This window comes from Nostoc sp., from assembly GCF_036916575.1.
Lineage (GTDB): Bacteria > Cyanobacteriota > Cyanobacteriia > Cyanobacteriales > Nostocaceae > Nostoc.
Genome location: NZ_JBALGC010000014.1, coordinates 69019 through 94569 on the forward strand (window position 1 = coordinate 69019; position 25551 = coordinate 94569).

At 40.6% G+C, this 25551-nt stretch carries 21 protein-coding genes and 1 pseudogene; 9 read left to right on the top strand and 13 right to left on the bottom strand.

Annotation, left to right across the window (positions count from 1 at the left end; genetic code table 11):
• The first annotated feature begins 99 nt into the window (after positions 1-99).
• Together V7L29_RS04785 and V7L29_RS04790 are read left to right on the top strand one after the other, a co-directional pair.
• Complete coding sequence (locus V7L29_RS04785; protein ID WP_334690535.1) at positions 100-1038, top strand: NAD-dependent epimerase/dehydratase family protein; 939 nt, start codon at positions 100-102, stop codon at positions 1036-1038.
• A gap of 225 nt (positions 1039-1263) precedes the next feature.
• On the top strand, positions 1264-2148 hold the full coding sequence (locus V7L29_RS04790; RefSeq protein ID WP_334690536.1) for an SMP-30/gluconolactonase/LRE family protein: 885 nt from the start codon (positions 1264-1266) through the stop codon (positions 2146-2148).
• A gap of 160 nt (positions 2149-2308) precedes the next feature.
• On the opposite strand, the pseudogene V7L29_RS04795 reads toward V7L29_RS04790, so the two are convergent.
• Positions 2309-2746 (bottom strand): annotated as a pseudogene (locus tag V7L29_RS04795) (TIGR04283 family arsenosugar biosynthesis glycosyltransferase); the annotation flags it as partial.
• 99 nt (positions 2747-2845) lie between these two features.
• Here V7L29_RS04795 and V7L29_RS04800 point away from each other — a divergent pair.
• On the top strand, positions 2846-3490 hold the full coding sequence (locus V7L29_RS04800) for an HAD hydrolase-like protein (protein ID WP_334734697.1): 645 nt from the start codon (positions 2846-2848) through the stop codon (positions 3488-3490).
• Positions 3491-3739: 249 nt separating this feature from the next.
• Here the strand turns inward: V7L29_RS04800 and V7L29_RS04805 are convergent, their stop codons facing one another.
• The 3 genes from V7L29_RS04805 to V7L29_RS04815 all read right to left on the bottom strand — a co-directional run bounded on the left by V7L29_RS04805 (position 3740) and on the right by V7L29_RS04815 (position 5514).
• Positions 3740-4327 carry a Uma2 family endonuclease gene (locus tag V7L29_RS04805; protein ID WP_334734698.1) on the bottom strand — a complete coding sequence of 196 codons (588 nt, stop codon included), beginning with the start codon at positions 4325-4327 and terminating at the stop codon, positions 3740-3742.
• 160 nt (positions 4328-4487) lie between these two features.
• Positions 4488-5054, bottom strand: coding sequence for a DUF2808 domain-containing protein (locus tag V7L29_RS04810; RefSeq protein ID WP_334734699.1), 567 nt, complete (start codon positions 5052-5054; stop codon positions 4488-4490).
• Between the two features lie 22 nt (positions 5055-5076).
• Positions 5077-5514 (bottom strand): DoxX family protein, encoded by a 438-nt coding sequence (locus V7L29_RS04815; protein WP_334690884.1) that lies wholly within the window; start codon positions 5512-5514, stop codon positions 5077-5079.
• A gap of 277 nt (positions 5515-5791) precedes the next feature.
• On the opposite strand from V7L29_RS04815, the gene V7L29_RS04820 reads away from it, so the two are divergent.
• From V7L29_RS04820 to V7L29_RS04830, 3 genes are all read left to right on the top strand, one after another.
• Positions 5792-7966 (top strand): DEAD/DEAH box helicase, encoded by a 2175-nt coding sequence (locus V7L29_RS04820; protein ID WP_334734700.1) that lies wholly within the window; start codon positions 5792-5794, stop codon positions 7964-7966.
• A gap of 399 nt (positions 7967-8365) precedes the next feature.
• Entirely contained in the window at positions 8366-8491 is a 126-nt protein-coding gene (locus tag V7L29_RS04825) for a hypothetical protein (protein WP_334734701.1), read from the top strand.
• Positions 8492-8771: 280 nt separating this feature from the next.
• Complete coding sequence (locus V7L29_RS04830) at positions 8772-10322, top strand: mercuric reductase (RefSeq protein WP_334690887.1); 1551 nt, start codon at positions 8772-8774, stop codon at positions 10320-10322.
• Positions 10323-10466: 144 nt separating this feature from the next.
• On the opposite strand, the gene V7L29_RS04835 is transcribed toward V7L29_RS04830, so the two are convergent.
• A complete protein-coding gene (locus V7L29_RS04835; protein ID WP_334734702.1) occupies positions 10467-13913 on the bottom strand; it encodes a PA14 domain-containing protein in 3447 nt (1148 codons plus the stop codon).
• A 1330-nt stretch (positions 13914-15243) separates the two neighbouring features.
• On the opposite strand from V7L29_RS04835, the gene V7L29_RS04840 reads away from it, so the two are divergent.
• On the top strand, positions 15244-15390 hold the full coding sequence (locus V7L29_RS04840) for a hypothetical protein (protein ID WP_334734703.1): 147 nt from the start codon (positions 15244-15246) through the stop codon (positions 15388-15390).
• A 433-nt stretch (positions 15391-15823) separates the two neighbouring features.
• Here the strand turns inward: V7L29_RS04840 and V7L29_RS04845 are convergent, their stop codons facing one another.
• Together V7L29_RS04845 and V7L29_RS04850 are read right to left on the bottom strand one after the other, a co-directional pair.
• Positions 15824-16081, bottom strand: coding sequence for a hypothetical protein (locus tag V7L29_RS04845; RefSeq protein WP_334693214.1), 258 nt, complete (start codon positions 16079-16081; stop codon positions 15824-15826).
• A gap of 168 nt (positions 16082-16249) precedes the next feature.
• The gene (locus V7L29_RS04850) at positions 16250-17122 is read right to left on the bottom strand and encodes an SDR family oxidoreductase (protein WP_334693215.1); all 873 of its coding nucleotides are present in this window, start codon (positions 17120-17122) and stop codon (positions 16250-16252) included.
• A gap of 734 nt (positions 17123-17856) precedes the next feature.
• Here V7L29_RS04850 and V7L29_RS04855 point away from each other — a divergent pair.
• Positions 17857-19464: a peptide ligase PGM1-related protein gene (locus V7L29_RS04855; RefSeq protein ID WP_334693216.1), complete on the top strand. Its 1608-nt coding sequence runs from the start codon at positions 17857-17859 to the stop codon at positions 19462-19464.
• A gap of 174 nt (positions 19465-19638) precedes the next feature.
• Here V7L29_RS04855 and V7L29_RS04860 read toward each other — a convergent pair whose 3' ends face one another.
• Positions 19639-20442: an SAM hydrolase/SAM-dependent halogenase family protein gene (locus tag V7L29_RS04860; RefSeq protein WP_334734704.1), complete on the bottom strand. Its 804-nt coding sequence runs from the start codon at positions 20440-20442 to the stop codon at positions 19639-19641.
• 109 nt (positions 20443-20551) lie between these two features.
• Between V7L29_RS04860 and pirA the strand changes: the two genes are divergently transcribed.
• Positions 20552-20707, top strand: a complete 156-nt coding sequence (gene pirA, locus V7L29_RS04865; protein WP_298907975.1) for an arginine synthesis PII-interacting regulator PirA — start codon at positions 20552-20554, stop codon at positions 20705-20707.
• Between the two features lie 127 nt (positions 20708-20834).
• Here the strand turns inward: pirA and V7L29_RS04870 are convergent, their stop codons facing one another.
• From V7L29_RS04870 to aspS, 5 genes are all read right to left on the bottom strand, one after another.
• Complete coding sequence (locus tag V7L29_RS04870) at positions 20835-21563, bottom strand: Uma2 family endonuclease (protein WP_334734705.1); 729 nt, start codon at positions 21561-21563, stop codon at positions 20835-20837.
• Positions 21564-21618: 55 nt separating this feature from the next.
• Positions 21619-22281, bottom strand: a complete 663-nt coding sequence (locus V7L29_RS04875; RefSeq protein ID WP_334734706.1) for a restriction endonuclease — start codon at positions 22279-22281, stop codon at positions 21619-21621.
• 3 nt (positions 22282-22284) lie between these two features.
• On the bottom strand, positions 22285-22824 hold the full coding sequence (locus tag V7L29_RS04880) for a DNA cytosine methyltransferase (RefSeq protein ID WP_334734707.1): 540 nt from the start codon (positions 22822-22824) through the stop codon (positions 22285-22287).
• Between the two features lie 67 nt (positions 22825-22891).
• Entirely contained in the window at positions 22892-23458 is a 567-nt protein-coding gene (locus V7L29_RS04885; RefSeq protein ID WP_334734708.1) for a DNA cytosine methyltransferase, read from the bottom strand.
• A gap of 257 nt (positions 23459-23715) precedes the next feature.
• Complete coding sequence (aspS, locus tag V7L29_RS04890) at positions 23716-25503, bottom strand: aspartate--tRNA ligase (protein WP_334693221.1); 1788 nt, start codon at positions 25501-25503, stop codon at positions 23716-23718.
• Positions 25504-25551: the final 48 nt, after the last annotated feature.

A 25551-nucleotide genomic window follows, 5' to 3' on the forward strand; every position in this document is an offset into this window, starting at 1 on the left:
TATTCTCCTTGTCCTCCTTGTCTTTTTAGTGCCTAGTCCCCAATCCCCAGTCCCCAGTTCCAATCCTTTGATGACAACTGATATAGAAAGAAGGAATTTATGCGAATTCTAATTATGGGTGGTACTCGGTTCATTGGTGTCTATTTGACTCAACTACTAGTAGAACAAGGATATGAAGTCGTGCTGTTCAATCGTGGGAATCGGCCAGCACCTTCTTTACAGGGAGTAGGACAAATTATAGGCGATCGCACGGATGCTACCCAATTAAAAGCAAAATTATCACAAGAAAATTTTGATGTGATTTTTGACAATAACGGGCGGGAACTGACTGATACTCAACCACTAGCAGAAATTTTTCAAGACCGAGTGCAACATTTTGTGTATATGAGTTCTGCGGGGGTATATCTCAAATCTGACCAATTGCCCCATGTAGAAGGTGATCCAGTAGATCCCAAAAGTCGCCACAAGGGTAAACATGAAACAGAAGCTTATCTGACTCAATTGGGATTGCCTTTTACCTCTATTCGTCCTACTTATATATACGGCCCTAGTAATTATAATGAGTTGGAGAGCTGGTTTTTTGATAGAATTGTGCGCGATCGCCCGATTCCCATCCCTGGAAATGGGTTGCATATCACGCAGCTAGGTCATGTAAAAGATTTGGCAAAAGCTTTGACTCAGGTTTTGGGCAATCAACAAGCAATAGGGCAAATTTATAATATCTCTGGCGATCGCTTTGTCACTTTTGATGGTTTAGCCCGTGCTAGCGCTGTAGCTGCTGGTAAATCACCCGATGCTGTAAAAATCGTCCATTACGACCCGAAAAAGTTTGATTTCGGCAAGCGCAAAGCATTTCCAATGCGGGTGCAGCATTTCTTTGCTTCGGTGAATAAAGCGCAAACAGAATTAAATTGGCAACCCGAATATGATTTAATTTCTGGACTGAATGACTCTCTGGAAAATGATTATTTAGCTAATGCAAAAGACAAAGCCGAAGTAGATTTCTCTGTAGATGAGGAGATTTTACAAGCTGTTTAACAACAAGATTCCTGACTTTTTAAATAAGTCAGGAATCTCAGCCTTAGTCAAAAGATAGAATCTTTTCTTTTACTTTAGAAAGATGCAATTCATCACGTCTTTAGTTTTTCCTTGAATAGGAAAGAAAACTTTTTCCTGTTGTCTATTATTCGGCAAACGTTTTTTAATACATTGCGTCAATGCCACTGAAATTATTTTCTATAAATGGTGTTATTAGGTGATAAAATGAACAAGTTGCAATATCCACTCCACAATGTTCTAGAAGCCCGTGCTCGCTTAGGTGAAGGGCCCATCTGGAACTCTACCCAAAACTTACTGTACTGGGTCGATGTTTATAACCATCGGGTGCATCAGTTTCATCCTACCACCGGGAAAAACAGCTTTTTTGATGTAGGAGATGTTGTCGGTGCGATCGCAACAGCAGGTGCAGATAGATTAATTATGGCGCTGCGTCATCACCTGGCATTCCTCAACACCCAGACAGGTGTAGTTACCCCAATTTTGGAGATTGAAGCGGATTTGCTAAATAATCGCTTTAATGATGGCCAATGCGACTCTCAAGGTCGCTTTTGGTTTGGCTCAATGTGTTCTTTGGAAAAACCTCATGCTAGCCTCTATCGTTATGACAATGATGGTTCATTGCATGTGATGGAAACGGGATTAACTCTCTCTAATGGTCTGGGGTGGAGTCCTGACGAAAAGACATTTTACTTGACAGATTCCCCCCACCAAAAAATATATGCTTACGACTTTAATTCAGTAACAGGAAATATTAGTAATCGCCGTATTTTTGTTGATTTAACTAATGAATCCTTCTACCCAGATGGGTTGACAATAGACAGTGAAGGACATATTTGGTCAGCTATGTGGGATGGATGGTGTGTGATTCGTTTCAACGCTAAGGGTGAAGAGATATTGCGGATAAAGCTACCTGTACAATTGCCAACTAGCTGCACTTTTGGGGGCGAGGATTTGCAAACACTTTACATTACCACTGCTTCAGTTGGACTCAGCCAAGCAGAGATTGAAAAAAGTTTCTACTCTGGTGATTTGTTTGCTCTCCAAACTGATGTTACTGGATTACCTACTTATGATTTTCAGGAATTGTAGCAATTTTCAGGTAATTAAACCATAAGTAGGTAGGTTAAATTAAATATAAAACCGGATGATTTTTAGAAATTGTTGCAATTTTCAGGAATTAAATCATAAAGTAGAGACGCACATTTGTGCGCCCTTATACGGAAACAGCTTAAACCCTCCTAAATTTTTCTCAGCGATACCAGCGACAAATTCGCTCAGGTGAAACGCCGAGTAAATAAGCAATAATTACTATTTGATTAAGTAACGTAGTTTTGAATACTCCTTTTTGCAGCCATTTACGGGCTGAGGTAACAACTGGTGTGGGGATAATTACAATGCGTCCGGTGCATTTTAAACGACGCATGAGTTCAAAGTCTTCCATGATGGGCAATTCGGGAAAACCGCCAATTTGCTGAAATACTGCTTTTGTAAAAAAAATTGCTTGGTCGCCATAGGGCATTTGCCAGAAATGCGATCGCGCATTTACTTCCCACTCCACCCATCGTAAACTTAAAAGTGATGCATCAATCCGCAAGTTAAACGCACCAGCCACAGTCCCAGGCTGTTGTAGTGCTGTGCGAATCATGTCATCAAACCCATTCACTAAACGAGTATTTGCATGGAGATATTATTCATGATGATTGTAATTAGTAGTTACTAAATCATCATACTATGTATATACGCGGTAACTACAATCGTGTATATAGATGATAGGAAAGTAAACAGAATGAAAATTTTATTACTTGACTTGAACGGAACAATTCGCTGTGGAAAAACGAGCAAGTATATTGAATGGCCCCAAGGACAAAAACCGATGCTTGGCGCGGATAAAGCGATAGAACATTTTGCTGCTCGGGATTGGCAGATTATAGGAATATCTAATCAAGCGGCAATTGCAGCCGGCTACAAAATATTAGAAGCTACAATTGTAGAAATGCAATTTACTTTACAATTATTCCCTAAACTTCAAGAAATATTCTTCTGTCCGGATTTTGAGGGTAGAAAATGTGTAATGGTGTCTAGAGAAAAAATTATTAAATATTCTCTAGATTCTGAAGAGGGATATAATTTAGTAGGTAACTTAAGAGAAATTAATTTCAGGAAGCCTGGGGATGGAATGCTTAGAGCAGCGATTGAAAAATATTCCCGAATTAATGTCGAGTATTTTCTAGAATCATGTAAAGTAGATCCAGAATATGATTGCTGGATGATTGGAGACCGTAAAGAGGATAAAAAAGCGGCGTCAAGCCTGGGGATAAATTATCTTGATGCCGAAATATGGCGGCGGCGCTTTCTGCCAGGAATGCAAGAAGTACGCCAAATTACCCCCGCCCAAGTGCGATTTTTGGAAGGAATCGAAATTGACGCTTAAAGGATGTTTGAAAAGTATTTTTATTAACATCAAAGCCTCAGAAACCTAACCCTCCTACCCCATTCCCTTGTAGAGAATGGGGAGGTTTCAAAGCCTCTCGACCTTTCGGGGAGAGGAATGGAAGTGGGGTTTATAGTATACTTTACGACTTTTCAAACATCCTCTTAGAATCACCACAACAATTATCAGGAGAAGATGTTTTACCAGGGTTTACTTTAAATTTGCAAATAATCTAGGGATAAATATTTATTAATTTCGGATCACCTGCTCAAATTCAATAATAGCATCGTACTGGTCAGCCATTGCGATATAACGCAGCAGTAAAGTGGGGTCTAAATTTGGAAAAAACCCACTCCGGTTTACTTCTTCATACTCGCCACTCTCGCTAAGACGGAATATTTTTATTTCATTAGATTTCCAAAACCAAACTTCCGGCACTTTTTTGGGCTTGTATAACTCCTTCCTGTTAATGGTTCCACTGGTGACGATAATTTCAATAACAATGTCAGGAACTTCTTTTTCTGTGCCAATACTATAAGATTCATCTGGTGTGCCAGAAGCATAGCCAGGTTCTTCCAAAGTGAAACCACCACGTCTGTAAAACCGGATGCCCAACTCTTTCATGTAAGCTTCTAACAGCAAGCCAACAGTACTTTTCACTTTTTCATGCTTATCTCCAATGGGGGACATAATTTCTAGAATTCCTGACAAATAAGATAGTCTGACATTGCGATTTTCTTGAAGTTGTGTTTCGATACCTTTAAATTGCTCCCAAGAAACATTCTTGAGAGTTACCAGTTTTTCTTCTGTGGGCTGGTCTACAAGTGGGATGCTCATAAAAATACTTTCCTTATACGCTCACTAATTCTACTTTTTCCATATAGAGTTATCCCAAAATTCTGCAAGCGAACGCTCACTTGCCGGATAGGTTCTCAATCAGATTAAGCTGTCGTGATTCTACAAACTTGCGTTGTTCATCGGATTGACGGAATGCACCCTATGGAAACCACCAGCTTCTACCATTGCTGTAAAACTGAAACCGTCCAAAGCCGAGAAATTGTCCGTGGGAATTTTCACCCACTGGGAACGCTGTCACACCTAGTAAATAGACACCAGAAAAGCTGGGATTCTTCACAGGGCGGAGGGCGATTGTGACTGTCTGTCCTGGAGTCACAGGCGGATCAAAGTTCACAGTAACTGTTCGTGTCTTGCGTTCCCTGGTGACTGCGCCTAGTCTAAGTCGCGTTTCTTTGCGATCGCTTTTTCCAACAAATGCGCGGGTATCATTAAGATCGTAGCGGATATTTTCTGATCCCTCCCTCTGGGCGATCGTTACCTTTTGGAGAGATTCTCCAGCATTATCCGGCACATTAATAGTGAAATAGTAAGTTGCGCCCCAAACATTCACATCTTTGTAAGTAGTTGTCGCGCCAACAAGTTTCGGGGGTTGGACAAAGTAAACTGTACCATCTCTAAGCTGCACAGCTTGAGTTACCGGAGCAGCAACTTCCCCAATGCCTATTGCTAACGAGAGTGTTATCCCAAACAAAGTTGCAACGCGCATGATTCAGATATAAAAAACGCACTTATTCTAATTCTAGTTCTTTGGGAATGAGTGACTTGGGAATGATAGAAGCTTGTTTTTCTCTATCTGAAGGTTTCGTGTACCACCAAGCCCAAGCAATTAAAACGGCTTGAAAGGGAAGCCTGACTACCTGTACCCAAGGTGAATCTGGTATGTGTTCTAGATGAATATGATTAACTGCCATGTTGATATTGGCAGGGAAAACGGCAATAAAAAGAGCAATAAGTCCCCAAGCAGCAGCTTGACTTACAGGCGGGACTAATAACCCAATACCACCTAAAATTTCATAAAAGCCACTAAGATAAACTAACCCTAAAGGGTAAGGAAGTTGCGGTGGCATAATTTTGACATATGGTTCTGGAATAACAAAGTGTGTCACTCCAACCACAATGATGGATATAGCAAGCATGACACGTAAGAGTTCTTTATACTTTTTCATTGGTTTTGCCTGATTATATACTTGTCCCTATTACTTCAGTTTGATTTATGGATGTTAATCTGTCTTGAGTCAATAGGAGGAAAATCGGCAAAATTTTCCCAAATACTACTTAATTAAGAGATTCATTTTAATTGCCCATCACTTCTTACAGCTATGTGGTGATTCTTTAATGCTCGCATTGCTTAGTATGATATTATTTAAACTTTATTGGTGTAATAAATAATCAGTAATAATCTAGTAGTAAATTCATTACCTGTTACTAATTATTCATAAAAAAATGAGTGATGCCTTTAGCCGACTTGCACCCTTCATCCAAGAATATATTTATCATCACCAGTGGACTGAATTACGACCAGTTCAAATTGCCGCTTGTCAAGTTATATTTGATACTAATGCTCACTTGCTAGTTACTGCTGCAACTGCTGCGGGTAAAACAGAAGCAGCCTTTCTGCCAGTTTTGACTCTATTACATGCTAACCCAGCTGCCACTATTGGGGCATTATATATTAGTCCAATCAAAGCTTTAATTAATGATCAATTTGAGCGCCTCAACGACTTACTCAAAGAAGCAGATATTCCAGTTTGGCACTGGCACGGTGATGTATCTCAAAGTCGAAAAAACAAGCTTTTAAAGAATCCTCAAGGCATTTTACAAATTACACCAGAATCTCTAGAAAGTCTGTTAATCAACAAAAATAACGAGCTATTTAACTTATTTGGTGATTTAAGATTTGTGATTATTGATGAAATTCACGTTTTTATGGGTTCAGAACGCGGTTGTCAAATTATTTGCCAATTACAACGTTTAGCAAAGTTGACGCAAAAACAACCGCGCCGTATTGGTTTATCGGCGACTCTTGGTGATTATTCAACAGCTGAAGAGTGGTTGCGTTCTGGAACAGAGAAGCCAGTGATTACACCGCAAATTGAGGCCATAAAACGCCAAATAAAACTAGCTGTAGAACATTTTTATATTACTGATGAATTAGATGAATCAAAGGCGACAGCTTATGAACAATATATTTTCAACCTCAGCAAATCTCGCAAATGCTTGATATTTGCTAATAATCGAACACGTACCGAATCTGTAATCGCATCTTTGCGACAAATTGCCACAGAACAAAAACTACCAGATATATATCATGTGCATCATGGGAGTATATCTGCTAGCTTGCGGCAAGCAGCTGAGAATGCAATGCGTGAACCTAACAATCCAGCTGTTACCGCCGCCACTCTGACTTTAGAATTAGGCATAGATATCGGTCATTTAGAACGAGTTATTCAGTTAGAATCTCCCTTATCTGTAGCTAGTTTTTTACAGCGCTTAGGACGTAGTGGGAGAAGAGGTGAAGCTGCCGATATGCGCTTTATCTGCACCGAAGATAAACCATTACCAGAAGCTTCTCTACCAGAACAAATACCCTGGCAACTTTTGCAGTCTATCGCTATCATTCAACTTTATTTAGAGGAGCAATGGATTGAACCAATCAGACCTATTAAATACCCTTTAAGTTTGCTTTATCATCAGACAATGAGTATTTTAACAGCAACAGGGGAAATTTCACCTAATGCCCTAGCTAAACAAATTTTTAGTCTGCCGCCCTTTGCTGCTATTTTAAAAGAGGATTTCCAACTATTGCTCCGCTATTTAATTGAGATTGGTCATATTCAGCATACTGATCAAGGTAAATTAATCCTGGGTTTGACAGGAGAAAAGGTGGTAAGAAAATTTCAGTTTTATGCTGTCTTTACTGAACAGCAAGAATATATTGTTAAGCAAGGTGCAACGGAAATTGGCAGTATCGTCACGCCGCCTGCTGTTGGCAATCAATTTGCTTTAGCTGGGAAAACTTGGGAAGTCGTAGAAGTTGACTTTAAAAAAAAGGCTATTTTTGTTAAACAAGCCGAGGGGAAAGCTAGTATTTATTGGCGTGGTAGTGGTGGCACTATTCATACCAAAGTTTTGCAACGAATGCAGCAAGTTTTATTTGAGAATGTTGAGTATAGTTACTTACAAAAAAATGCTTTACAGCGTATACGTAAAGTTCGCCAATTGGTGCAGCAGGTTGGATTAGATAAACAAAATGTCTTGCAATTGGAAAAAGGTAAATGCTGTATTTTTCCCTGGATGGGTACGGTTGCTTATCGCACTTTAGAAAGATTACTCAACTTTTATTGTCGGGAATCGTTGGAAATTATAAGTATTGGTGGATTAAATCCCTATTATTTAACAATTAAATTAGGCAAGGATAAATTTAAATATCTTTATCATGAAATTGCTTCATTATGTCAGCAAAGAATTCTCCCAGAACATTTAGTCAGTACTTCAGAAGCACCGGAAATTCAAAAGTATGATCAATTTATTCCTCATCAACTTTTACGGAAAGCTTTTACTAGTGATTATTTAGATATTAGAGAAGTTAAACAGCAAGTGGCACTGTGGAGAGAATAAACAATAGCACAAAATAAATAAAATTTTTATTCTCTCATTGTAAACTATTTTTGTGATGCTTGTCTTGAAAGTTTACTTTTTCATGTAAGTAATATATCTTAGGGACATTAAATTTGAAATGTTGAGCTTCAATGTTGAAGTTCTGAACACGGAGCTTTAGGCTCTGAACACAAAACTTCAGGTTCCGAACAGGAAACTTCAGCTTCTAAAGGTAAAACTTATAAATAATGAAGAAGCGTGTATTGAATTTTAAGCTCAAACTACTACTGTTAAGTTGTCTGGTTGTCACTCTAATAATTGTTGCTAAACAGTTGAACATTCAGGGAATTTTACAGACCTCAGTCATTTGGTTCAGAGTCTTGGGGTCTTAGGGCCTATCGCCTACATTGGCAATGGGTAATGCGAGTGGTTGGGTTGATTGCTACCGTTGCTGTGACTGTGTATATCACAAAAGTTGCTCAGAAAGCGCTAGCTCAAAGTGTGGCAATCGAAGAAATAACCGATGATCAAACTCAGAATAATTAATATATACAAAATTTATCCACTGTGTAGGGTAGCACAGCTAGCTGTGGTCTATTCAACTGCAAATTGCTATAAATTATCGATTGCTGAAACGTTTATACACGAAAGCTTTAATAGTATCTGTCAATTCTCAAACGGACAAAATAATTCAAAGGCTGTATTCATTGTTAAACAAGCATAAAAAATAAAATATTGAGCCGCCTAAACTTATCGGAATTCTTAATTTTGAATACCGCAAAGGCGTTGACTTGAGCATTTTTAATTCTCAAATGAGGTTCCACCAATGACCAATTCCGAATTCGAGATAGTCACAGTTCGCCCAATGGATGAATATAACCAAAAGTTGGTGTCTCATGTCCATCCGCCAAATTGGGTTAATCCTCAACCCGCCGATGTTTACGATTTGGTAGTAATTGGGGCTGGTACGGCGGGATTAGTGGTGGCGGCGGGTGCGGCGGGTCTGGATTTGGGTTTAAAAGTGGCGTTAATTGAAAAGCATCTTATGGGTGGGGATTGCTTAAATGTTGGTTGCGTACCATCTAAAACTATTATTCGGTCTGCTCGCGTAGTTGGCGAAATCTGGGATGCTAAAGACTTGGGAGTTAATATTCCCCAACATAATATTGATATTGATTTTCCGAAAGTTATGGCAAGGATGCGGCGAGTAAGGGCTAGTATCAGCCATAACGACTCGGCGGAGCGGTTCTCATTCTTGGGTGTCGATGTCTTTTTCGGTAGCGGTCGATTTGCGAGTAAAAATACCGTGGAAGTTGGTGATAAAACCCTCCGATTTAAAAAAGCTGTAATTGCTACTGGCGCTAGAGCTACACAACTGTCGATTCCGGGAATTGAAAAGGCAGGTTATTTAACTAATGAGACGGTTTTTTCCCTGATTCAACGACCAGAACGTTTAGCGGTGATTGGTGGCGGCCCCGTTGGTTGCGAATTAGCGCAAGCTTTCCGGCGCTTGGGTTCTGAAGTGGTACTTTTTCATAGCGGTTCTCATCTTCTGAATAAAGAAGACGCTGACGCCGCTGAAATTCTCCAAAAGGTTTTGATTAGCGAAGGAATTCGCGTGGTACTGAATTCCAAGTTAGAAGAAGTGGTAACAGTTACCGAGGGGAAACGGCTTTATTTTTCCTCCAATGGTCATCGAGATTCGGTGACAGTAGATGAAATTTTAGTCGGTGCGGGGCGATCGCCGAATGTGGAAGGTCTGAATTTAGAGGCAGTGGGTGTAGAATATGACAAGCGCCAAGGTGTGAAGGTAAATGATTATCTCCAAACGACGAATCCCAAAATTTATGCAGCTGGCGATATCTGTATGAACTGGAAGTTTACCCATGCTGCTGATGCAGCGGCGCGGATTGTGATTAAAAATACGCTGTTTTCTCCCTTTGGCTTCGGACGCTCTAAACTCAGTAATCTGGTGATGCCTTGGGTAACTTATACTGACCCAGAAATTGCCCATGTAGGGTTGTCCGAACATGAGGTGCAGAAATTGGGTATTGAAGTGATGACAATCAAGATACCTTTTAATAGTGTAGACCGAGCGATCGCAGATGGTGAAGAGTCAGGATTTCTCAAAATCCACCATAAAAAGGGGTCTGATGAAATTATCGGTGCAACTATTGTCGCCAGTCACGCGGGTGAGATGATATCACTTGTGACTACGGCAATGGTGAATAAAATCGGTTTGAGTAAGTTAAGCAGTGTAATTCATCCTTATCCCACTCAAGCTGAAGCTATTAAAAAAGCAGCTGATGTTTATCGTCGAACACTCCTAACATCAAATACCAAAAAATTGTTGGAATTTCTGACAAAGTTATCTTAAAAATTCCTAATTATGTGATATAAGGTGACTTTGATAATTCATAATTACATCAAGTTAATCTGTCCGTAATTATGAATTATCAATTAGATTGGAATGGGGATTAGTTTAGAAAAACTCTTCTCTAGTCCCCAGATGTATTTCTCTTTAAACAGGTGTCCAGCTATCAATTTCACCTAATACCAAGTCTACGTAATATAGCTTGCCATCATCCCCAGCCCTAACATCCACAGGCACCCCTAAATTAGAAGCAAACTGTGTAGTTGCGATAACTTTGTTCTGACTGTTCAATGTTAAAGCATCGATAGTTCCTTTACTGGGATTGAAGATAAATAAAGCATTGTTAAAACCACCGCCAGTGTAAAAATCACCTACACCGATCGAAGTAGAACCGCTTGAATGATCATAGGCGTAAATTGGTGGTGTAACGACTGTGCCACTGTTGTAGAAGTCTTTAGCTACATCTAGCTGAGAATAAGCGTATTGTTTGAGGCTGACGAGATTGCCATTTGCATCATATCCACCTTCATAGAATGGCCAGCCAAAGTTTTTGCCAGGTCCACCAGTAACCACCTCTTCCCAAGAGTACCAGCCCACATTACCGATAAAAGGAATATTCGTTTGTTGATTTACGGTGATGCGGAAGGCGTTACGCACACCTAAGTCATAGACTTTAGAACGATTACTATTGGGGTCACCGTTGTAATAAGGATTAGTTGATAAACCTTGACCAGTAATGGCGTCAATGTGCAGGATCTTACCAGAGAGATTATCGAGATCCTGGACGCGAAGTGCTCGGAGGTCTGCTCGGTTGTAGGAAGTAGCATCACCAAGGCTTACAAACAGAGTCCCATCGTTACCAAAGCGCACGCTACCAACGGAGTGAGTTGAACTATCAGTGGCGATAAAATCCTGGATGTTTGTAATGTTATTATTTTTAATCGCGTTAAGATAATCCTGGACATTGGCAAACAGCTTGCCAGTGGTTTTATTTATAATACCTGATGGGCCATAATTCTTTGTTTCATCAGTCTGATCAACCACTGTGCTGTCAAAATCCGGGTGGCTGATGTTGTTCCAAGTGTCATTTTTGCCTAGTAGTATCACTTCACTGCCAGCGATCGCAGTTTCGTAATCGGTCTTGGGATCGGCTGTCACCCGAATTAGCCGTCCAGCACGATTACCTCCCTGATCGGGATTGTCTAAGGTGCTATTGGGATTGTTGTTGGCATTGTTTGGATTTGTTTCTGGTGGATCGTAGGTAAATAACAGGTAAACGTAGTTATTGCCGTTCGGACTTTTGCCAAAATCTGGATGTACGGCCATGCCTAACAAACCGCGATCGTTCACATCATTTACTTGTGAAGAAATATCGATAAATGGCTGTGCTTCTAAGGTATTGGTAACAGTGTTAAATACCTTCACTTGCCCATCTTTTTGAGCGATGAACATGAGTTTATGGTCAGCTGACCAGTCAAACTCTGTGGGTTGAACCAACCCAGAAACCACAGTTTTTTGATTAAAATTCGAGTCGTTATCGATGATAGTGATAGTTGCTGCCGGATTAGTAGGCAGTTGCACGCCAACTGCGTCACTAAACTTCAAAGTAAATGCTTCATTCGCTTCCTGAATATTGTCATCCTTAATAGAAATAGAAATTGTCTTGCTGGTTTCTCCTTGTGCAAAGGTCAAGGTTCCAGATGCAGCTTGGTAGTCAGAGCCAGCTTTAGCAGTTCCATCCACGGTTGTATACTTTACACTAGCAGTCCCCGAACCTTTACCCCGTGTAACTGTCACGATAGCATTACCGGCATTTTCATTAACTTGTGGCTCAGTAAAATTCAAACTTTGACTATCATTGTCTTGAATCGTAATTCCAAGAGTTCTTTGGGTTCCTAATGTTGCCCCTTGTGGCTGATCAATGAGGAAACTAAAGGTTTCATCTCCTTCTATTACGTTATCGTCAATGATCGGAATTTTCACCTGTTTGCTAGTTTCTCCTGGTGCAAAGGTGAGTTGCCCCTGGATTTCTTCTGCACCATTGCCGTAGTCATTTCCTGCTTTTGCAGTACCACTTTGAGTAGAATACAGAATTGAAGATGTACCGCTTAGATCGCCAGTTCGCAGCACACTCAAGGTAACACTACCATCACCTTCGTTGACAGTCGTATTACCTTGTCCCAAGGTAATAGTGGTTGGAAGGACTGGTGGATTTGGAAGGACTGGTGAATAAAGTTGGGACTGAGGAATGATTTCTTTTGCTTGAGAAGTGCTTGACCAAGACAGTTGAGAAACGGCAGAGTAGGCATTTTCGTAGTACTCGAGTTTAATATCGTACTTTTGACCTGCAACCAGTGCGATTGAGCCACTGTCTTCTGTGGCCGAGTGATCGACAAAGTCATTGATGATTTGTTGACCATTTACCCATAGTCGCACACCATCATCACTAGTGGTGTAAAACTTGTAAGTCTCGCTGTACTTGGCTTCTACTTGACCTGTCCAACGCGCTGAGAAGGTATCTGCACCGATGGACGGATCTGGAGAACCAGTGCCCCAGACAAAGTTCACCCTCGGATCTATGCGAGTTACCTTCAGGTTGGTGAAGTCGATGTTGTCGTAGTATTCTGCATTCAGTCCTGTACCGTTACCAATACCGCTACCACTCCCAGATGCAATATTCACCTGGAAATTGCCGATGGTACCAGCACTAGCAAAATTGCCGTTAGTGTCGCAGACTTGGTTAGCTCGTAGCGCGATCGTGTAGGAGCCGTTGCTGGCGGCATCCCAACTTCCCCCCACAGGATTGATGCTGTAAGTTGCAGTCCGTGGACTACCATTGCTGTTGTTGTCTACACTAACAAATTTTGCTACTTGACTGTACCCATTGGCTCCGGTCACAAGTAGATCGTTGCTATCTAAGCTATTAACATTAATGGCTGTATTGTCGTTGTAGACAACAGTGAAAGTGTAATTTCCACTACTTGTGGTTAGATTGGCAGCATTTGCTGTAGCACTGGGTGGAGTGACATCAGTATTAGAAGTCACATTACTATAAAGTTGAGACTGAGGAATGATTTCCTTTGCCTGAGAGGAGCTTGACCAAGAAAGTTGAGAAACGGCAGAGTAGGTATTCTCGTAGTACTCGAGTTTAATATCGTACTTTTGACCTGCAACCAGTGCGATTGAGCCACTGTCTTCTGTGGCCGAGTGATCGACAAAGTCATTGATGATTTGTTGACCATTTACCCATAGTCGCACACCATCATCACTAGTGGTGTAAAACTTGTAAGTCTCGCTGTACTTGGCTTCTACTTGACCTGTCCAACGCGCTGAGAAGGTATCTGCACCGATGGACGGATCTGGAGAACCAGTGCCCCAGACAAAGTTCACCCTCGGATCTGTGCGAGTTACCTTCAGGTTGGTGAAGTCGATGTTGTCGTAGTACTCTGCTTTGAGTCCATCTCCCTGAGAAAGCACGCTGGCACTAGCCCGAGGGGAAATATTGCTGAGTTGTGTCTGATTATCTAGACCAGATGATAGAGGAGCAATTGTTTGACTTGAAGATGTTGTCAACTGTTGATTCGGTGCATTCATTAGAAATATATGCCTCACAATAGAGCTAAAACTAATGCCATAATCAATGCTTTAGCATTAGTTTTATGTTTAATGTTTTCAACAGAAAATGCCTAAAAATGCTAGGTTTAAACATATTGAGCCGCTAATTTTTATTAACGTTTCAATATGTTTATTTATTTATTAATATTGATAGTGTTTCACTAAACTTTTGATACAAATTATTTCTTTTATGTCTACTTCTTCGAGCTTCTGCTTTAATATTTTGTTGCCTATTTCTATCAACATAAAAATAACAAAGCATGACGTAATATATCTTCCTATCTCTTCTTTGAAAGCAGACATATAGAAAAATGTGTATGAAAAGAAATACTAGAGATTAATTTAAGGACTTATTAGTCATTATTAATCTTTATTTTCTTTCAACAAATTCCTGAGTTTTTGATGCATATAAATTTAGTTTAGTGAATTTAGTCAAAAATTATAAATCACCATTATTGAGAGCTTCTAATCTCATTGATATGCATGTGCATCAATTTTGAGTGAAGAAACGCCCAATCAATGCGGATAGATACTTAAGTACTTAAAGATGATAACTTTACATATTTTCATTTAAGTATTGTTCTGGGATTAATCAACCATACATTTGACACTATATCATGGTATTACGTCTATATTTTTTGTGGAACTTTGTTTAAATATTCACATTGATATATCCTTTCTAAAAGAATAATAAAGTCTTGATGAACCTTAAATAAAAATTGCCAACTTATTGGATGATCGCATGTTTTTTATCCGTATATATATTGATTAGATAAAAGTTTTATAAAGAAGACTTTTTATATTTAAAGATTTGAAAAAGTACTATTTATCTATACTGTTTCTCAACTGTCAATTCATATCTTTCTTACAAGAACCGCACAGATATAGTACTAACCTAAAGTCAATGGAGCGAAAAGTTTTGTAAAAACCTTACCAGTCATGCATTTAAGCTAGAGAACACAATCTGCCTGCTGGAATTAAGAGATTACCGTACTTTTCGAGTAACTCTGTTGTAGATAGACTATCTAGCGAATCGCTACGCGATAGCTTCTCTTCTCTAGCTTGGGTTGCGCTCTAAGCGTAGCTATGCCGCAGGCTTTACGAGACGCCCAAGGGACGCTGAACGCAAGGAATTATTAACTCCGAAATCCTTACTCTTTTGTTAATTTACAAAAGTTTTCAATTTATTCAAAGTCGGAAAAATTACAAGTTTGACGTTCCACGCTTGGCGCATTGCAGCTAATCGGCCCAGAGGCAATGTCTGACGACAAGCCGAGGAAGCGTCTGCGCTGGGGCATTATTGGGAAAAATGTTAGATGCGATCACTACTGTCTGGCTTTATTTTCTCCAAGCACAATTGTTTGCAACAGAGGAGCGTCACTTTGCAAGACAAGCAACCATACCCTCCGGGAAGCCGCTTTGCGTCTACAAAATGGCGCAAGAGCAAGGAATATAATTTTTTTGAATGAGTGACTTTTACTTCTCTACCTTGGGCTGCGCCTTAAGCGTTCGCGCCGCGTCTTGAAGAGAAGCTATGCCGCAGGCTTTACGGCTACGCTCAGTACAAGTGACTTTTGATTTCCGCCTTGCGGTATTAGTCTGGTAGCTATTTCTATTTTAACTTCTATCTTTTATTAAGCACTGCCGTTTCTATTTCGCTACCTCCGTTTAGCTCCGGCATTAATATCACCACAGCAGTTGATGTCGTGGGCTTTTTGATTTACTTCTATTTTGCACAGGTAATTTTAAAATTATGAGTTATGAGTTATGAGTTATAAGTTATGAGTTATAAGTTATGAATTATGAATTATAAGCTAAAGATTTATTAAATTCAAAACTCCTCACTGCTTACTCGTAACTCCTAACTCCTGATTCTTCACTCCTGACTTCTACAATTCTGATGCCGTATCTGGAGCAACAATTTCGCCAGTACCCAATTCCAGTATCAAGTCCTGGTCAGTAATCAATCCGCTGAGTTCCTTCACTTGTAGATTCATTTCTTCACAAGCTCGTCTGAGTTCTCGTGCAAATTTGTTGAGGTCTTGACCATAGCCACATTGATAAGCAGCAGTTTCAATTCCTTGCTTGGCATTTGCTCTAGCACAATCTACTAGTTCCGTGCCCTGCAGTGGTGTAGGAGATGCCATAGACGTAGTTATTTTTTATTAAATGTTTGCTGCAAGATAGTTTATCAATATTTTTACATTGACTCATCCCTCCAATGGAAGACAATTAGGGTAGAGTTAGGAGTTAAAAGTTAAGAGTTATAAATTATAAATATATCGTTTATAATTTATAACTCCTAACTATTTTACTTAGCCATTGACAACATCTCCACCATTGACATGTAACACTTGTCCAGACATATAAGAACTATCATCAGAGGCTAAAAATACGTAGCTAGGGGCAACTTCTTCTGGTTGTCCGGCTCGTTGCATTGGTACTTGTTTACCAAAAGTTTCAACTTTATCATTAGGAAAAGTTGAGACAATTAAAGGTGTCCAGATTGGCCCTGGGGCGACAGCATTAACGCGAATTCCTTTTGAGATCAAATTTTGTGATAAGGAGCGAGTAAAGGCAATGATCGCACCTTTTGTGGAAGAATAATCTAGTAGATGTGAGCTCCCTTTATAAGCTGTTACCGATGTGGTATTGATGATAGAACTGCCTGTTTGTAAATGCTTGAGTGCAGCTTTAGTCATGAAAAACATCGAGAATATATTAGTGCGAAAAGTACGCTCTAGTTGTTCTTTGGTGATTTCCTCGATACTGTCTTTAGGATGTTGTTCGGCGGCATTGTTGATCAGAATATCGAGTTTGCCAAACTCACTAACTGTTTGCTGTATAGCTTGCTGACAAAAAGTTTCATCGCCAATATCGCCTGCAATGATTACTGCACGACGCCCTTGTTTTTCTACCAAATGTTTTGTTTCTTTGGCATCGTCGTGTTCATTGAGATAAAGGATCGCCACATCTGCACCTTCTTTAGCAAATGCGATCGCTACAGCACGACCAATACCGCTATCTGCACCCGTAATCAATGCTACTTTATCTTGTAACTTGCCACTACCCTGATACTGGGCATCATCTGCTTTGGGTTTTGGTGTCATTTCTGATTCAACACCTGGTACTTCTTGTTGCTGTGGCAGTTGTAATTTTTTTTCTTTTTGCTCTTTTGATTTAGGCATAGGTTTTGTCTTGGTAATTGAATATTGAATTGGGCACTTGTACGCTCGCTTGTCCTGAACGTAGCCGTAAAGCCTGCGTTAAATAAGCATCCTCTGCCTCTTGCTGATTCCAAAAGTAAACCTTGGATCGAAAACTTAACCCAAGGTTTACTTTTCGCTTTGGCTCCCACTAGCCATTTGCAATTTTAGTCCTTTATACCTCAGATGCTTGCCAAACGTACTTATTGTTGGTAAGTGTAGGCGGCTGATATTATTTATTCTCATACGTGATACATGCTATTCACCTGACCACCAAAAATAAGTACACAACTTTCATCTGATGAAGGATTTATCTTTTTCATCCGCTTTCAAGTTAACTATTATATTGCTGTAGTTTATCGCTCCCTAGAGGGAAAGCAACCTGAAATTTGCTCAACCTTAAGACGGAATAGAAATTAAATAAATAAGAGTTACTGAATTAGTTTATTATCATCTCTTATGGCTCAATAATTGTGCCATTTTGGATAAATTAAAATATAGATTTCTACTTTCTCCTTTGTGGTAGCAAAAATATCTATTATCATACCATCTACTGTGGTTAATATTAATTTAGGTCGATATTTGCATAGCTGCCTTCTTGCAGACTAAATTTATTGCAAAAGTACCTGAATCCTTATATCGCGGCTATACCTCCAGACGAATCGTCCAAAAGTGTGCGTGGTGCGCTACATTGAGATCATTAAAGGGCAGGGGTTATGGCAACACTAAATATTTCCGAGTTAGAGCAGGTTGAAAAGTTTCGCCACTTACAATTAACCTTGCGCGATCGCTGGAAAACGATCGAGCTATTTGACAATGATGAAGCGGATATTTTAATTATTCCCTCTTTGAGTATCGACCAGCGCGAACTCCAAAAGATCGAAGGCTGTGAACATTATGAAGAAAGATTACTATTTTCCTTAATTCGGTTGCAAAATCCCCGAACTCGGCTGGTTTATGTAACATCAGTACCGCTGCATCCTAGTATCATTGATTATTATCTGCAACTGTTGCCAGGAATTCCCTTTTCTCATGCTCGCAATCGCTTGTTGCTACTTTCTACTTACGATTCCTCCCTTAAGCCTCTGAGCCAAAAGATTTTAGAACGCCCCCGCCTGCTAGAGCGGATTCATCAAGCTTTGAGGCTAGACAAATCATTTATGATTTGCTACAACTCTACGCAGTGGGAAGGCGAATTGTCTGTAAAATTGGGTGTACCACTGTATGCTGCTGCACCAGATTTACAGATTTGGGGGACAAAAAGTGGCAGTCGGCAAATCTTTGCCGAAAGTGGAGTACCTTATCCAGATGGCAGCGAAAAAGTTTGGAACCACACAGATTTAGCAGAAGCTACTAGTGATTTGTGGGAACGCCAACCGACGTTAAAACGGGTAGTAGTGAAACTCAACGAAGGCATTTCTGGAGAAGGGAATGCGCTGCTAGACTTTAGACCAATTGAGAATGTAGCACCCAATAAAGGGACTCATGCCCAAAGGGTAGCAGCAATTAGCGATCGCTTCTCAACAATGCGCTTTCAAGCAAAACAAGAAACTTGGGACAATTTTTCCGGAAAACTTCCTGAATTAGGAGGAATCGCCGAAGCATTTGTGGAAGGTGAAATTAAGCGATCGCCCAGTGTCCAAGGAAGGATCACACCCAATGGCGAAGTGGAAATCCTTTCAACCCACGACCAAATTCTCGGAGGCCCAGACGGTCAGATTTATCTTGGTTGTCGCTTTCCGGCTGATGAAAGCTATCGGTTCCAATTACAGCAATTGGGACTACAAGTTGGCCGAAAGTTAGCAGAGAAAGGCACTTTAGAGCGATTTGGCGTAGATTTCATCGCTGTTGACAAGGGTAATGGAGAGTGGGATATTCAGGCGATCGAAATTAACCTGCGTAAAGGCGGCACAACTCATCCATTCATGACCTTGAAATTATTAACGAACGGTCGCTATGACCTTTCCACGGGCTTATTTTATAGTCAGCAAGGTCGTGCAAAATACTACGTTGCCACTGACAATCTGCAAAAAGAGCGCTATCAGGGATTATTACCTAATGATTTGATGGATATCATCGCTGAACACAGATTGCACTTTGACAGCGGTACTGAGACAGGTACAGTGTTTCATCTTATGGGTTGCCTCTCGCAGTTTGGCAAGTTGGGATTAACCAGCATCGGTGATTCCCCGCAACAAGCACAAGATATTTATAACAAAGTTGTCAAAGTTTTGGATGAAGAAACCCGCAGCAGCAATCATGATTTCTCGGCCTTATCAGATTATTCCTTTCCCGTGGTTTGGGATGAATATAGTGCCGATTAAGTAATGTCGTTTGCAAGTAAACGCTCAATAATCCGGGGTAAATCGCTTATTGACAAGCCTCAAACGACGTGAAATCGTTCCCGCACTGGTAGTCCGCCCCGTTTTATTGAGCGGATATAATCGCACTATAGCGCTTCTTGTTTGGAATTGATGCGGCACTCACGAGGTGCGTATTTAAGTTAGCACAACTTGTAGCGTTTCTTGCCAATCTAACTGCAACTGTGAGTGAGCATTGCCGTTATTAATGGCAATTTCTACCCAGCTGTGACTGCCAACTAAAGCTATTATCTCTCCAACCTTGACATCACTATAAGTTTCACAGCCTGGTATACTCAATCCAGCGGCTTGCACATACCAAGTTTTGCCTTGTACGTAACTCCCTGCAATGTTACTGACTAAGTTGCCAAAATGATCAATATATTGAATGCAACCCACTACACCTGTAGTTGTCTGCTTGCACTCGCCTATATCCAGTTTTACTAAACTTGCTGGATCAATTTCTTGTCCTAGCTGTTTGAGGGAGACACCACTAGCAAGACTAGCTCCCACTGGTGCAAAGATATCTCTACCGTGAAAAGTGTTGCTTGGTTGAGGAGTTCGCCAATAGTTAAGATTTGTGAGTTCGACGGCTGCGATCGCTGGACTTTGACTAAGTACCCCACTGAAGATACCATTATCTGGGCCTACGAGAAACCCTTGAGCAAATTCTACTGCGATCGCTCGTCGCTTGCTTCCCACACCCGGATCTACTACTGCCACATGCACTGTCCCAACTGGGAAATAGGGATAAGCATTCATCAGGCAAAACCTGGCTGCGGCAATATCTTGCGGCAGAATTTGGTGTGTTAAGTCTACCACCGTCAGTCTAGGGTTGATTTGGGCTATGACTCCCTTCATTATGCCTACATAAGCATCGCGATCGCTAAAATCGCTCAGTAAAGTTAGGAGTGGTTGTTGATCTATCTGGTTCTTAAACATGTTTTTGTAAAATCTACATTAAGACAGAAATTTCTGTAGCAAAAGCTACAAAATATGTGTTATATTAAAGATACAAGACATAAAACAAAAAATTAAGAGGGTAATCACTATGAATCAAAGTAGACTACAAAGGACTAGGAAAGCACAAGAAGCTCACAGAGAAAATATTCAAAGAAGCCTAGAGCATCGCTTGCAAGTAGCTAGAGCAAAAGGCGACGAACAACTGATTCGTCAACTGGAAGCTGAGATGAGGTATTCCAGCTAAATCAAGTTTTCAATGTTCTTAGTTTGTTGTGTAACCCGCTACGGCGGGTTTTTTGTTTTTAGGGGGTTTCTGGCAATTTCGTTTTAAGAGCGTTTTTCAATTAATTGGACTACACCACTCCCCATCCTCAGACTTCCGGCTCTATACCCAAGGCTCGTAACTGTGCCGCCAAGCGTTCAGCCCGTTGCAGAGCAGCTTCTTTGGCTTCTCGCTCTTGTTCGGCTCGTTCTGCACCAGTAGGAATTATATTCCCTGTGGCGTCACACCACCTTAGCCAAACATCCTGCTTACCTTCATACGCACCTTCCCACAGACATAAACCTAACTCAACTTCAGCCAGCCATTGCTCGCTCGTAGCCATATATTGTCGCCCACGCAACTCGTACATCTGAAGAACTTCACCACCAAGTTGCCGAGTTGGGTCAAAGATAATGTAGTACATTATCCGCATCCTGGCGTACTCTAATAATTTTCGCCCTGTTTCATTGCCTTCTCGATTGGAAACAATTTCAATTACTACCTCTGGCGGTTTGCCAAACTCCCAAAAGAAATAAGAACGATGCCGTTTTTCCCACCAGTTTTCAGCTACTTGTACATCCAGGCTCAAAAATACATCTGGCACAATCGGCGGTTGCTTTCCAGTGGTAAATAACCCCACATTGGCAGCGATTAGAAACCCTTGGGCATTACTTACCCCATTCCAAGAACTGTAAAGGGTTTCTGTCAGCAGCCGTTGTTGTTTTTCAGATGGCAGATTATCCAAGGGTTCATCGTCCTCTGTCACCAGATAACTAACATCTGGTAACAAATCTTCTGGTAATAAGCCAGCGTCTGTCAAGATGATAGATTCACTCATAAGGAATTCTGGGAGTAGCGGCTTAATTCTATTGTGGCAGCAGCATCAATTTCCTTCACCCTAGCAGTAGATTTTCTACATCTACTGTTGTCGTCGTAGTTGCTACCTGGATAATCCTACTGTATTGCAACCGCCACTGTAGTGCATTAGAAATTGTCAGGTAGCCAATTTCTGGCGGTTGCTGCAAAATTATTTCTGCAAGTATTTCACGCCCAATTTCATCTAAAGGAAAGTTGCGTTCTTCTAAAAATGCTATTACATCTTCTTTGTTACCATTACGACGTAAGATTTCTCTTAGCCCGTAGGTTGTTTGATAATCTCCAGTTCTTTCTCTTGATAGAAAGACAACATTCTGGAATTTTAAATTAGCAGTACGAGAGATATGCTCATCAATCTTTTCATATGCCAATACCAGCAGATGATAGCCTAATCCATATACCTTTTGACTGGCATTACGAAAGGGACAAGAAGATTGGGGTTGACGAATTGATGTCACTTTTAAATCAACTTCTAATCTAGGAAAATCAATTCCTAAAGCAGCACTACCAAGGGTATATTCATACTTTGTAGACAAATATTGATTAAAAGTCAACTCAACATATGTTCCTACTGCTTTGCCATCTGTAACCCCATATAGATTAGGAATTGGTGTGGCGCTAAGTACAACACAAAAATCCCGTGCAGCAGTTTTGAGAGAAGATAAGGTTAGCACTTCCATTTTTTAAATAGCCAAAGTTAATTGTTGCCAACCAGATTTAGTCAATGCAAAATTTATTTGACCGATTCTTTTACACACCCACTCTACACAAGCTGGTACAATGGCATTACCAAATAATCCGTATTGATCGTAAATTTTGGCAACTTGACACCAATCATCAGGAAAACCCATAAGTCTAGCATATTCAATATTAGTTAAACGTCGAAACTTATCACCTACTTGATAGCGTTCATAATGCCTTGATGTTGAGGCAGTCAATGTTGATGCAATGCCATTAGTTCCGAATATGGTATAGCCAAGTCTCGCGCCTCCGTCTTGGTTATACAAAATTTCAACTCCATTACAATAACGATTTACAGGCTTACTTTGCTTAATCCGCTCCAGCGTATCGGCAGTAAAATCAAACTGGGTATCCACCATTGACTCATCCTGAAGAATATCCTGTAGCCTCTTTCTCGGCTTGATGTTCGGCAATGACGAAATATTTTGAGTGAACATCTGATTTTTATAGGCAATTCCCCAATTATCGTTTTTCCTTTTCATCGTCATGATTGGCAACATGTATTTTACCAATGGAGCATCGAAGTTTGGCAGTAAAATATTGTCTTCTTTAGTTAAAAAAAACTGATAGTTTTTCTAAAGTATTAAGTGTTATATCTGTTGAGTTTAATTTTGTACCAAAGATAAAAACTCTATCTCGATTTTGAGGAATACCAAAACTCAAGGGACTAATTATTCGCCATTCGATAAAATAATCTAATTCAGAAAGTGCATTTAAAATTAATCTAAAATGATAGCCGTTTTCCATTGTCAAAAGTCTTTTGACATTTTCCAAAAAAAAGTATTTTGGCTGCTTCTGATCTAATATTTCTATAATGCGCTCAAATAGTGTTCCCCTAACTCTATCTCTCACGCCGAGTTTTTTCCCAGCAGGACTAAAAGGTTGGCAAGGGAAGCCAGCAGTTAAAATATCATGATTGGGAATGTCTAAGATGGAAATTTCGTTGATATCGCCTAAAACAATAGAGTCTTTGCCAAAATTACTTTCATAAACTTTACAGCAAAGTTCATTGATATCATTCGCCCATACTGTTTGAATATTTGCATTTGCCATACCTAGATGAAAGCCACCGATACCTGCAAAAAGCTCTAAGGCTTTTAGTTTGTTTATTGTCATCTATGAATTTTAAAACAAATTATGGCTGTGGTCAAAGAGGTATATTATGTAATTGGTGGGCATTGCCCACCCTGCTTATACCAATTCTCCGGGAAGATGCACGTAATATTTATTAAATGAACCGCCATCTCTACGAGAGGCTTCCACCAACGCGCAGCGTCCGTAGAGAAGGACGCCAAAGACGCAAAGGAGAGATAAGTTAATAATTATTTTATGCAAGTTTAGAGAAAATTGGTATTGGACAATTCCCTAGTTCACTAAGATTTTGGTTTATAAGTCGAAGCAACGTGCAATTCTTTCAACTGTTTAGCATCTACACTCGAAGGTGCATCTGTTAACAAACAACGCGCTTGTTGTGTTTTCGGAAAAGCAATGACATCTCGAATGGATTCTTCTCCAGCTAACAACATTACCAAACGATCTAAACCATAGGCGATGCCACCATGCGGCGGTGTACCATATTCAAATGCTTCTAAAAGAAAGCCAAATTTATTTTGTGCTTCTTCAGGAGATAAACCGATCGCTTCAAAGACTTGCTGTTGAATTTCTCGCTGATAAATCCGCAGACTTCCGCCGCCAACTTCCACGCCGTTGAGTACCAAGTCGTAAGCTTGGGCGCGTGCAGTCTTTAAGTCGCTCAAATCATCAAGATGCGGTGCTGTAAATGGATGGTGCAGTGCTTCTAAACGTTTTTCGTCAGCATTCCACTCGAACATCGGGAATTCTGTAATCCACAGCAAGTTGATTTTTTCTGGATCAATTAACTCAAATTCCCTAGCGATCGCTTGCCGTAATCTATCTAATGTTTTATTAACTGTACCAGCATCACCAGCCCCAAACAACAGCAAATGTCCAGCTTTTGCACCTGTGCGGCGTAAAATTTCTTGTTTTTGTTCAACGCTGAGGTTGTCTTTAATCGCCCCAATGGTGTCAATTTCGCCATCATCCCTGACGCGGATATAAGCTAAACCTTTCGCACCGGCTTCGCTGGCTTCTTTAAATAAGTCGCCACCTGGTTTAATCCGGACATTAGAAATTACATCGTTACCGTTGGGAATGGGCAGAATTTTGACAATACCACCATTGTTAACGGTGTCCCGAAAGACTTTGAAACTAGAGTCTTTGACAATATCTGAGACGTCAACTAATTCCAAACCATAGCGGGTATCTGGTTTATCACTACCGTAGCGTTCCATCCCCTCAGCGTAAGTGAGGCGGGGGAAAGGGCGCTGTAACTCAATTCCTTTAACTGTTTTGAAGATATGGCAAACTAAGTTCTCGTTTAGTTCGATAATTTCTTCTTGGGACATGAAGCTCATTTCCATGTCCAACTGCGTGAATTCCGGTTGTCTGTCGGCGCGTAAATCTTCGTCACGAAAGCAACGGGCAATCTGATAATATCTGTCCAAGCCGGATACCATCAGCAATTGTTTAAATAGCTGGGGTGATTGCGGCAAAGCATACCACTCACCAGGATTGACGCGACTGGGTAGAATATAATCCCGCGCCCCTTCTGGAGTAGAACGGGTAAGTATTGGGGTTTCGACTTCGATAAAACCTTCCAAATCTTCCAGATAACGACGCATCGCTTTGACAATTTGATGACGCAGTTGCAAATTTTGCGCCATCCGTTCACGTCGCAAATCTAAATAGCGATATTTCAGCCGCAAGTCTTCCCGCACTGGCTCGGTATCAGCTACGGAAACTTGAAAAGGTAACTGTTTGCGGACAGCATTGAGGAGTTGAATTTTATCGGCGTAGATTTCCACCTCGCCTGTTGGGATGCGGGTATTCAACGATTCTTCGGGACGTTGCGTTACCCTACCTGTGATTTCGACAACATATTCATTTCGCAGGGCGTTCGCCTGTTCGTATGAATCTGGGGTGCGTTGCGGATCGCTGACGATTTGGACAGTTCCAGAGCGATCGCGTAAATCTAAAAATATCACACCACCGTGATCGCGGCGACGGTCTACCCATCCGTAAAAGGTAACTGTTTCTCCAATATGTTCTTTTCGGAGTTCGCCGCAATAGTGAGTTCGCATAAGTGTTAGTTCTGTTTATCTGGGCTAGATTGGCAAGAAAATGTCAAA

What these genes read in the sequence shown, in the direction of transcription:
- V7L29_RS04875 (WP_334734706.1), bottom strand. Translation starts at nt 22,281, where the DNA reads ATGGAAGTGCTAACCTTATCTTCTCTCAAAACTGCTGCACGGGATTTT.
- V7L29_RS04835 (WP_334734702.1), bottom strand. Translation starts at nt 13,913, where the DNA reads ATGAATGCACCGAATCAACAGTTGACAACATCTTCAAGTCAAACAATT.
- V7L29_RS04840 (WP_334734703.1), top strand. Translation starts at nt 15,244, where the DNA reads ATGTTAGATGCGATCACTACTGTCTGGCTTTATTTTCTCCAAGCACAA.
- V7L29_RS04855 (WP_334693216.1), top strand. Translation starts at nt 17,857, where the DNA reads ATGGCAACACTAAATATTTCCGAGTTAGAGCAGGTTGAAAAGTTTCGC.
- V7L29_RS04800 (WP_334734697.1), top strand. Translation starts at nt 2,846, where the DNA reads ATGAAAATTTTATTACTTGACTTGAACGGAACAATTCGCTGTGGAAAA.
- V7L29_RS04820 (WP_334734700.1), top strand. Translation starts at nt 5,792, where the DNA reads ATGAGTGATGCCTTTAGCCGACTTGCACCCTTCATCCAAGAATATATT.
- V7L29_RS04810 (WP_334734699.1), bottom strand. Translation starts at nt 5,054, where the DNA reads ATGCGCGTTGCAACTTTGTTTGGGATAACACTCTCGTTAGCAATAGGC.
- V7L29_RS04785 (WP_334690535.1), top strand. Translation starts at nt 100, where the DNA reads ATGCGAATTCTAATTATGGGTGGTACTCGGTTCATTGGTGTCTATTTG.
- aspS (WP_334693221.1), bottom strand. Translation starts at nt 25,503, where the DNA reads ATGCGAACTCACTATTGCGGCGAACTCCGAAAAGAACATATTGGAGAA.
- V7L29_RS04805 (WP_334734698.1), bottom strand. Translation starts at nt 4,327, where the DNA reads ATGAGCATCCCACTTGTAGACCAGCCCACAGAAGAAAAACTGGTAACT.
- V7L29_RS04860 (WP_334734704.1), bottom strand. Translation starts at nt 20,442, where the DNA reads ATGTTTAAGAACCAGATAGATCAACAACCACTCCTAACTTTACTGAGC.
- V7L29_RS04845 (WP_334693214.1), bottom strand. Translation starts at nt 16,081, where the DNA reads ATGGCATCTCCTACACCACTGCAGGGCACGGAACTAGTAGATTGTGCT.
- V7L29_RS04850 (WP_334693215.1), bottom strand. Translation starts at nt 17,122, where the DNA reads ATGCCTAAATCAAAAGAGCAAAAAGAAAAAAAATTACAACTGCCACAG.
- V7L29_RS04815 (WP_334690884.1), bottom strand. Translation starts at nt 5,514, where the DNA reads ATGAAAAAGTATAAAGAACTCTTACGTGTCATGCTTGCTATATCCATC.
- V7L29_RS04885 (WP_334734708.1), bottom strand. Translation starts at nt 23,458, where the DNA reads ATGACAATAAACAAACTAAAAGCCTTAGAGCTTTTTGCAGGTATCGGT.
- V7L29_RS04830 (WP_334690887.1), top strand. Translation starts at nt 8,772, where the DNA reads ATGACCAATTCCGAATTCGAGATAGTCACAGTTCGCCCAATGGATGAA.
- V7L29_RS04880 (WP_334734707.1), bottom strand. Translation starts at nt 22,824, where the DNA reads ATGAAAAGGAAAAACGATAATTGGGGAATTGCCTATAAAAATCAGATG.
- V7L29_RS04790 (WP_334690536.1), top strand. Translation starts at nt 1,264, where the DNA reads ATGAACAAGTTGCAATATCCACTCCACAATGTTCTAGAAGCCCGTGCT.
- pirA (WP_298907975.1), top strand. Translation starts at nt 20,552, where the DNA reads ATGAATCAAAGTAGACTACAAAGGACTAGGAAAGCACAAGAAGCTCAC.
- V7L29_RS04825 (WP_334734701.1), top strand. Translation starts at nt 8,366, where the DNA reads ATGCGAGTGGTTGGGTTGATTGCTACCGTTGCTGTGACTGTGTATATC.
- V7L29_RS04870 (WP_334734705.1), bottom strand. Translation starts at nt 21,563, where the DNA reads ATGAGTGAATCTATCATCTTGACAGACGCTGGCTTATTACCAGAAGAT.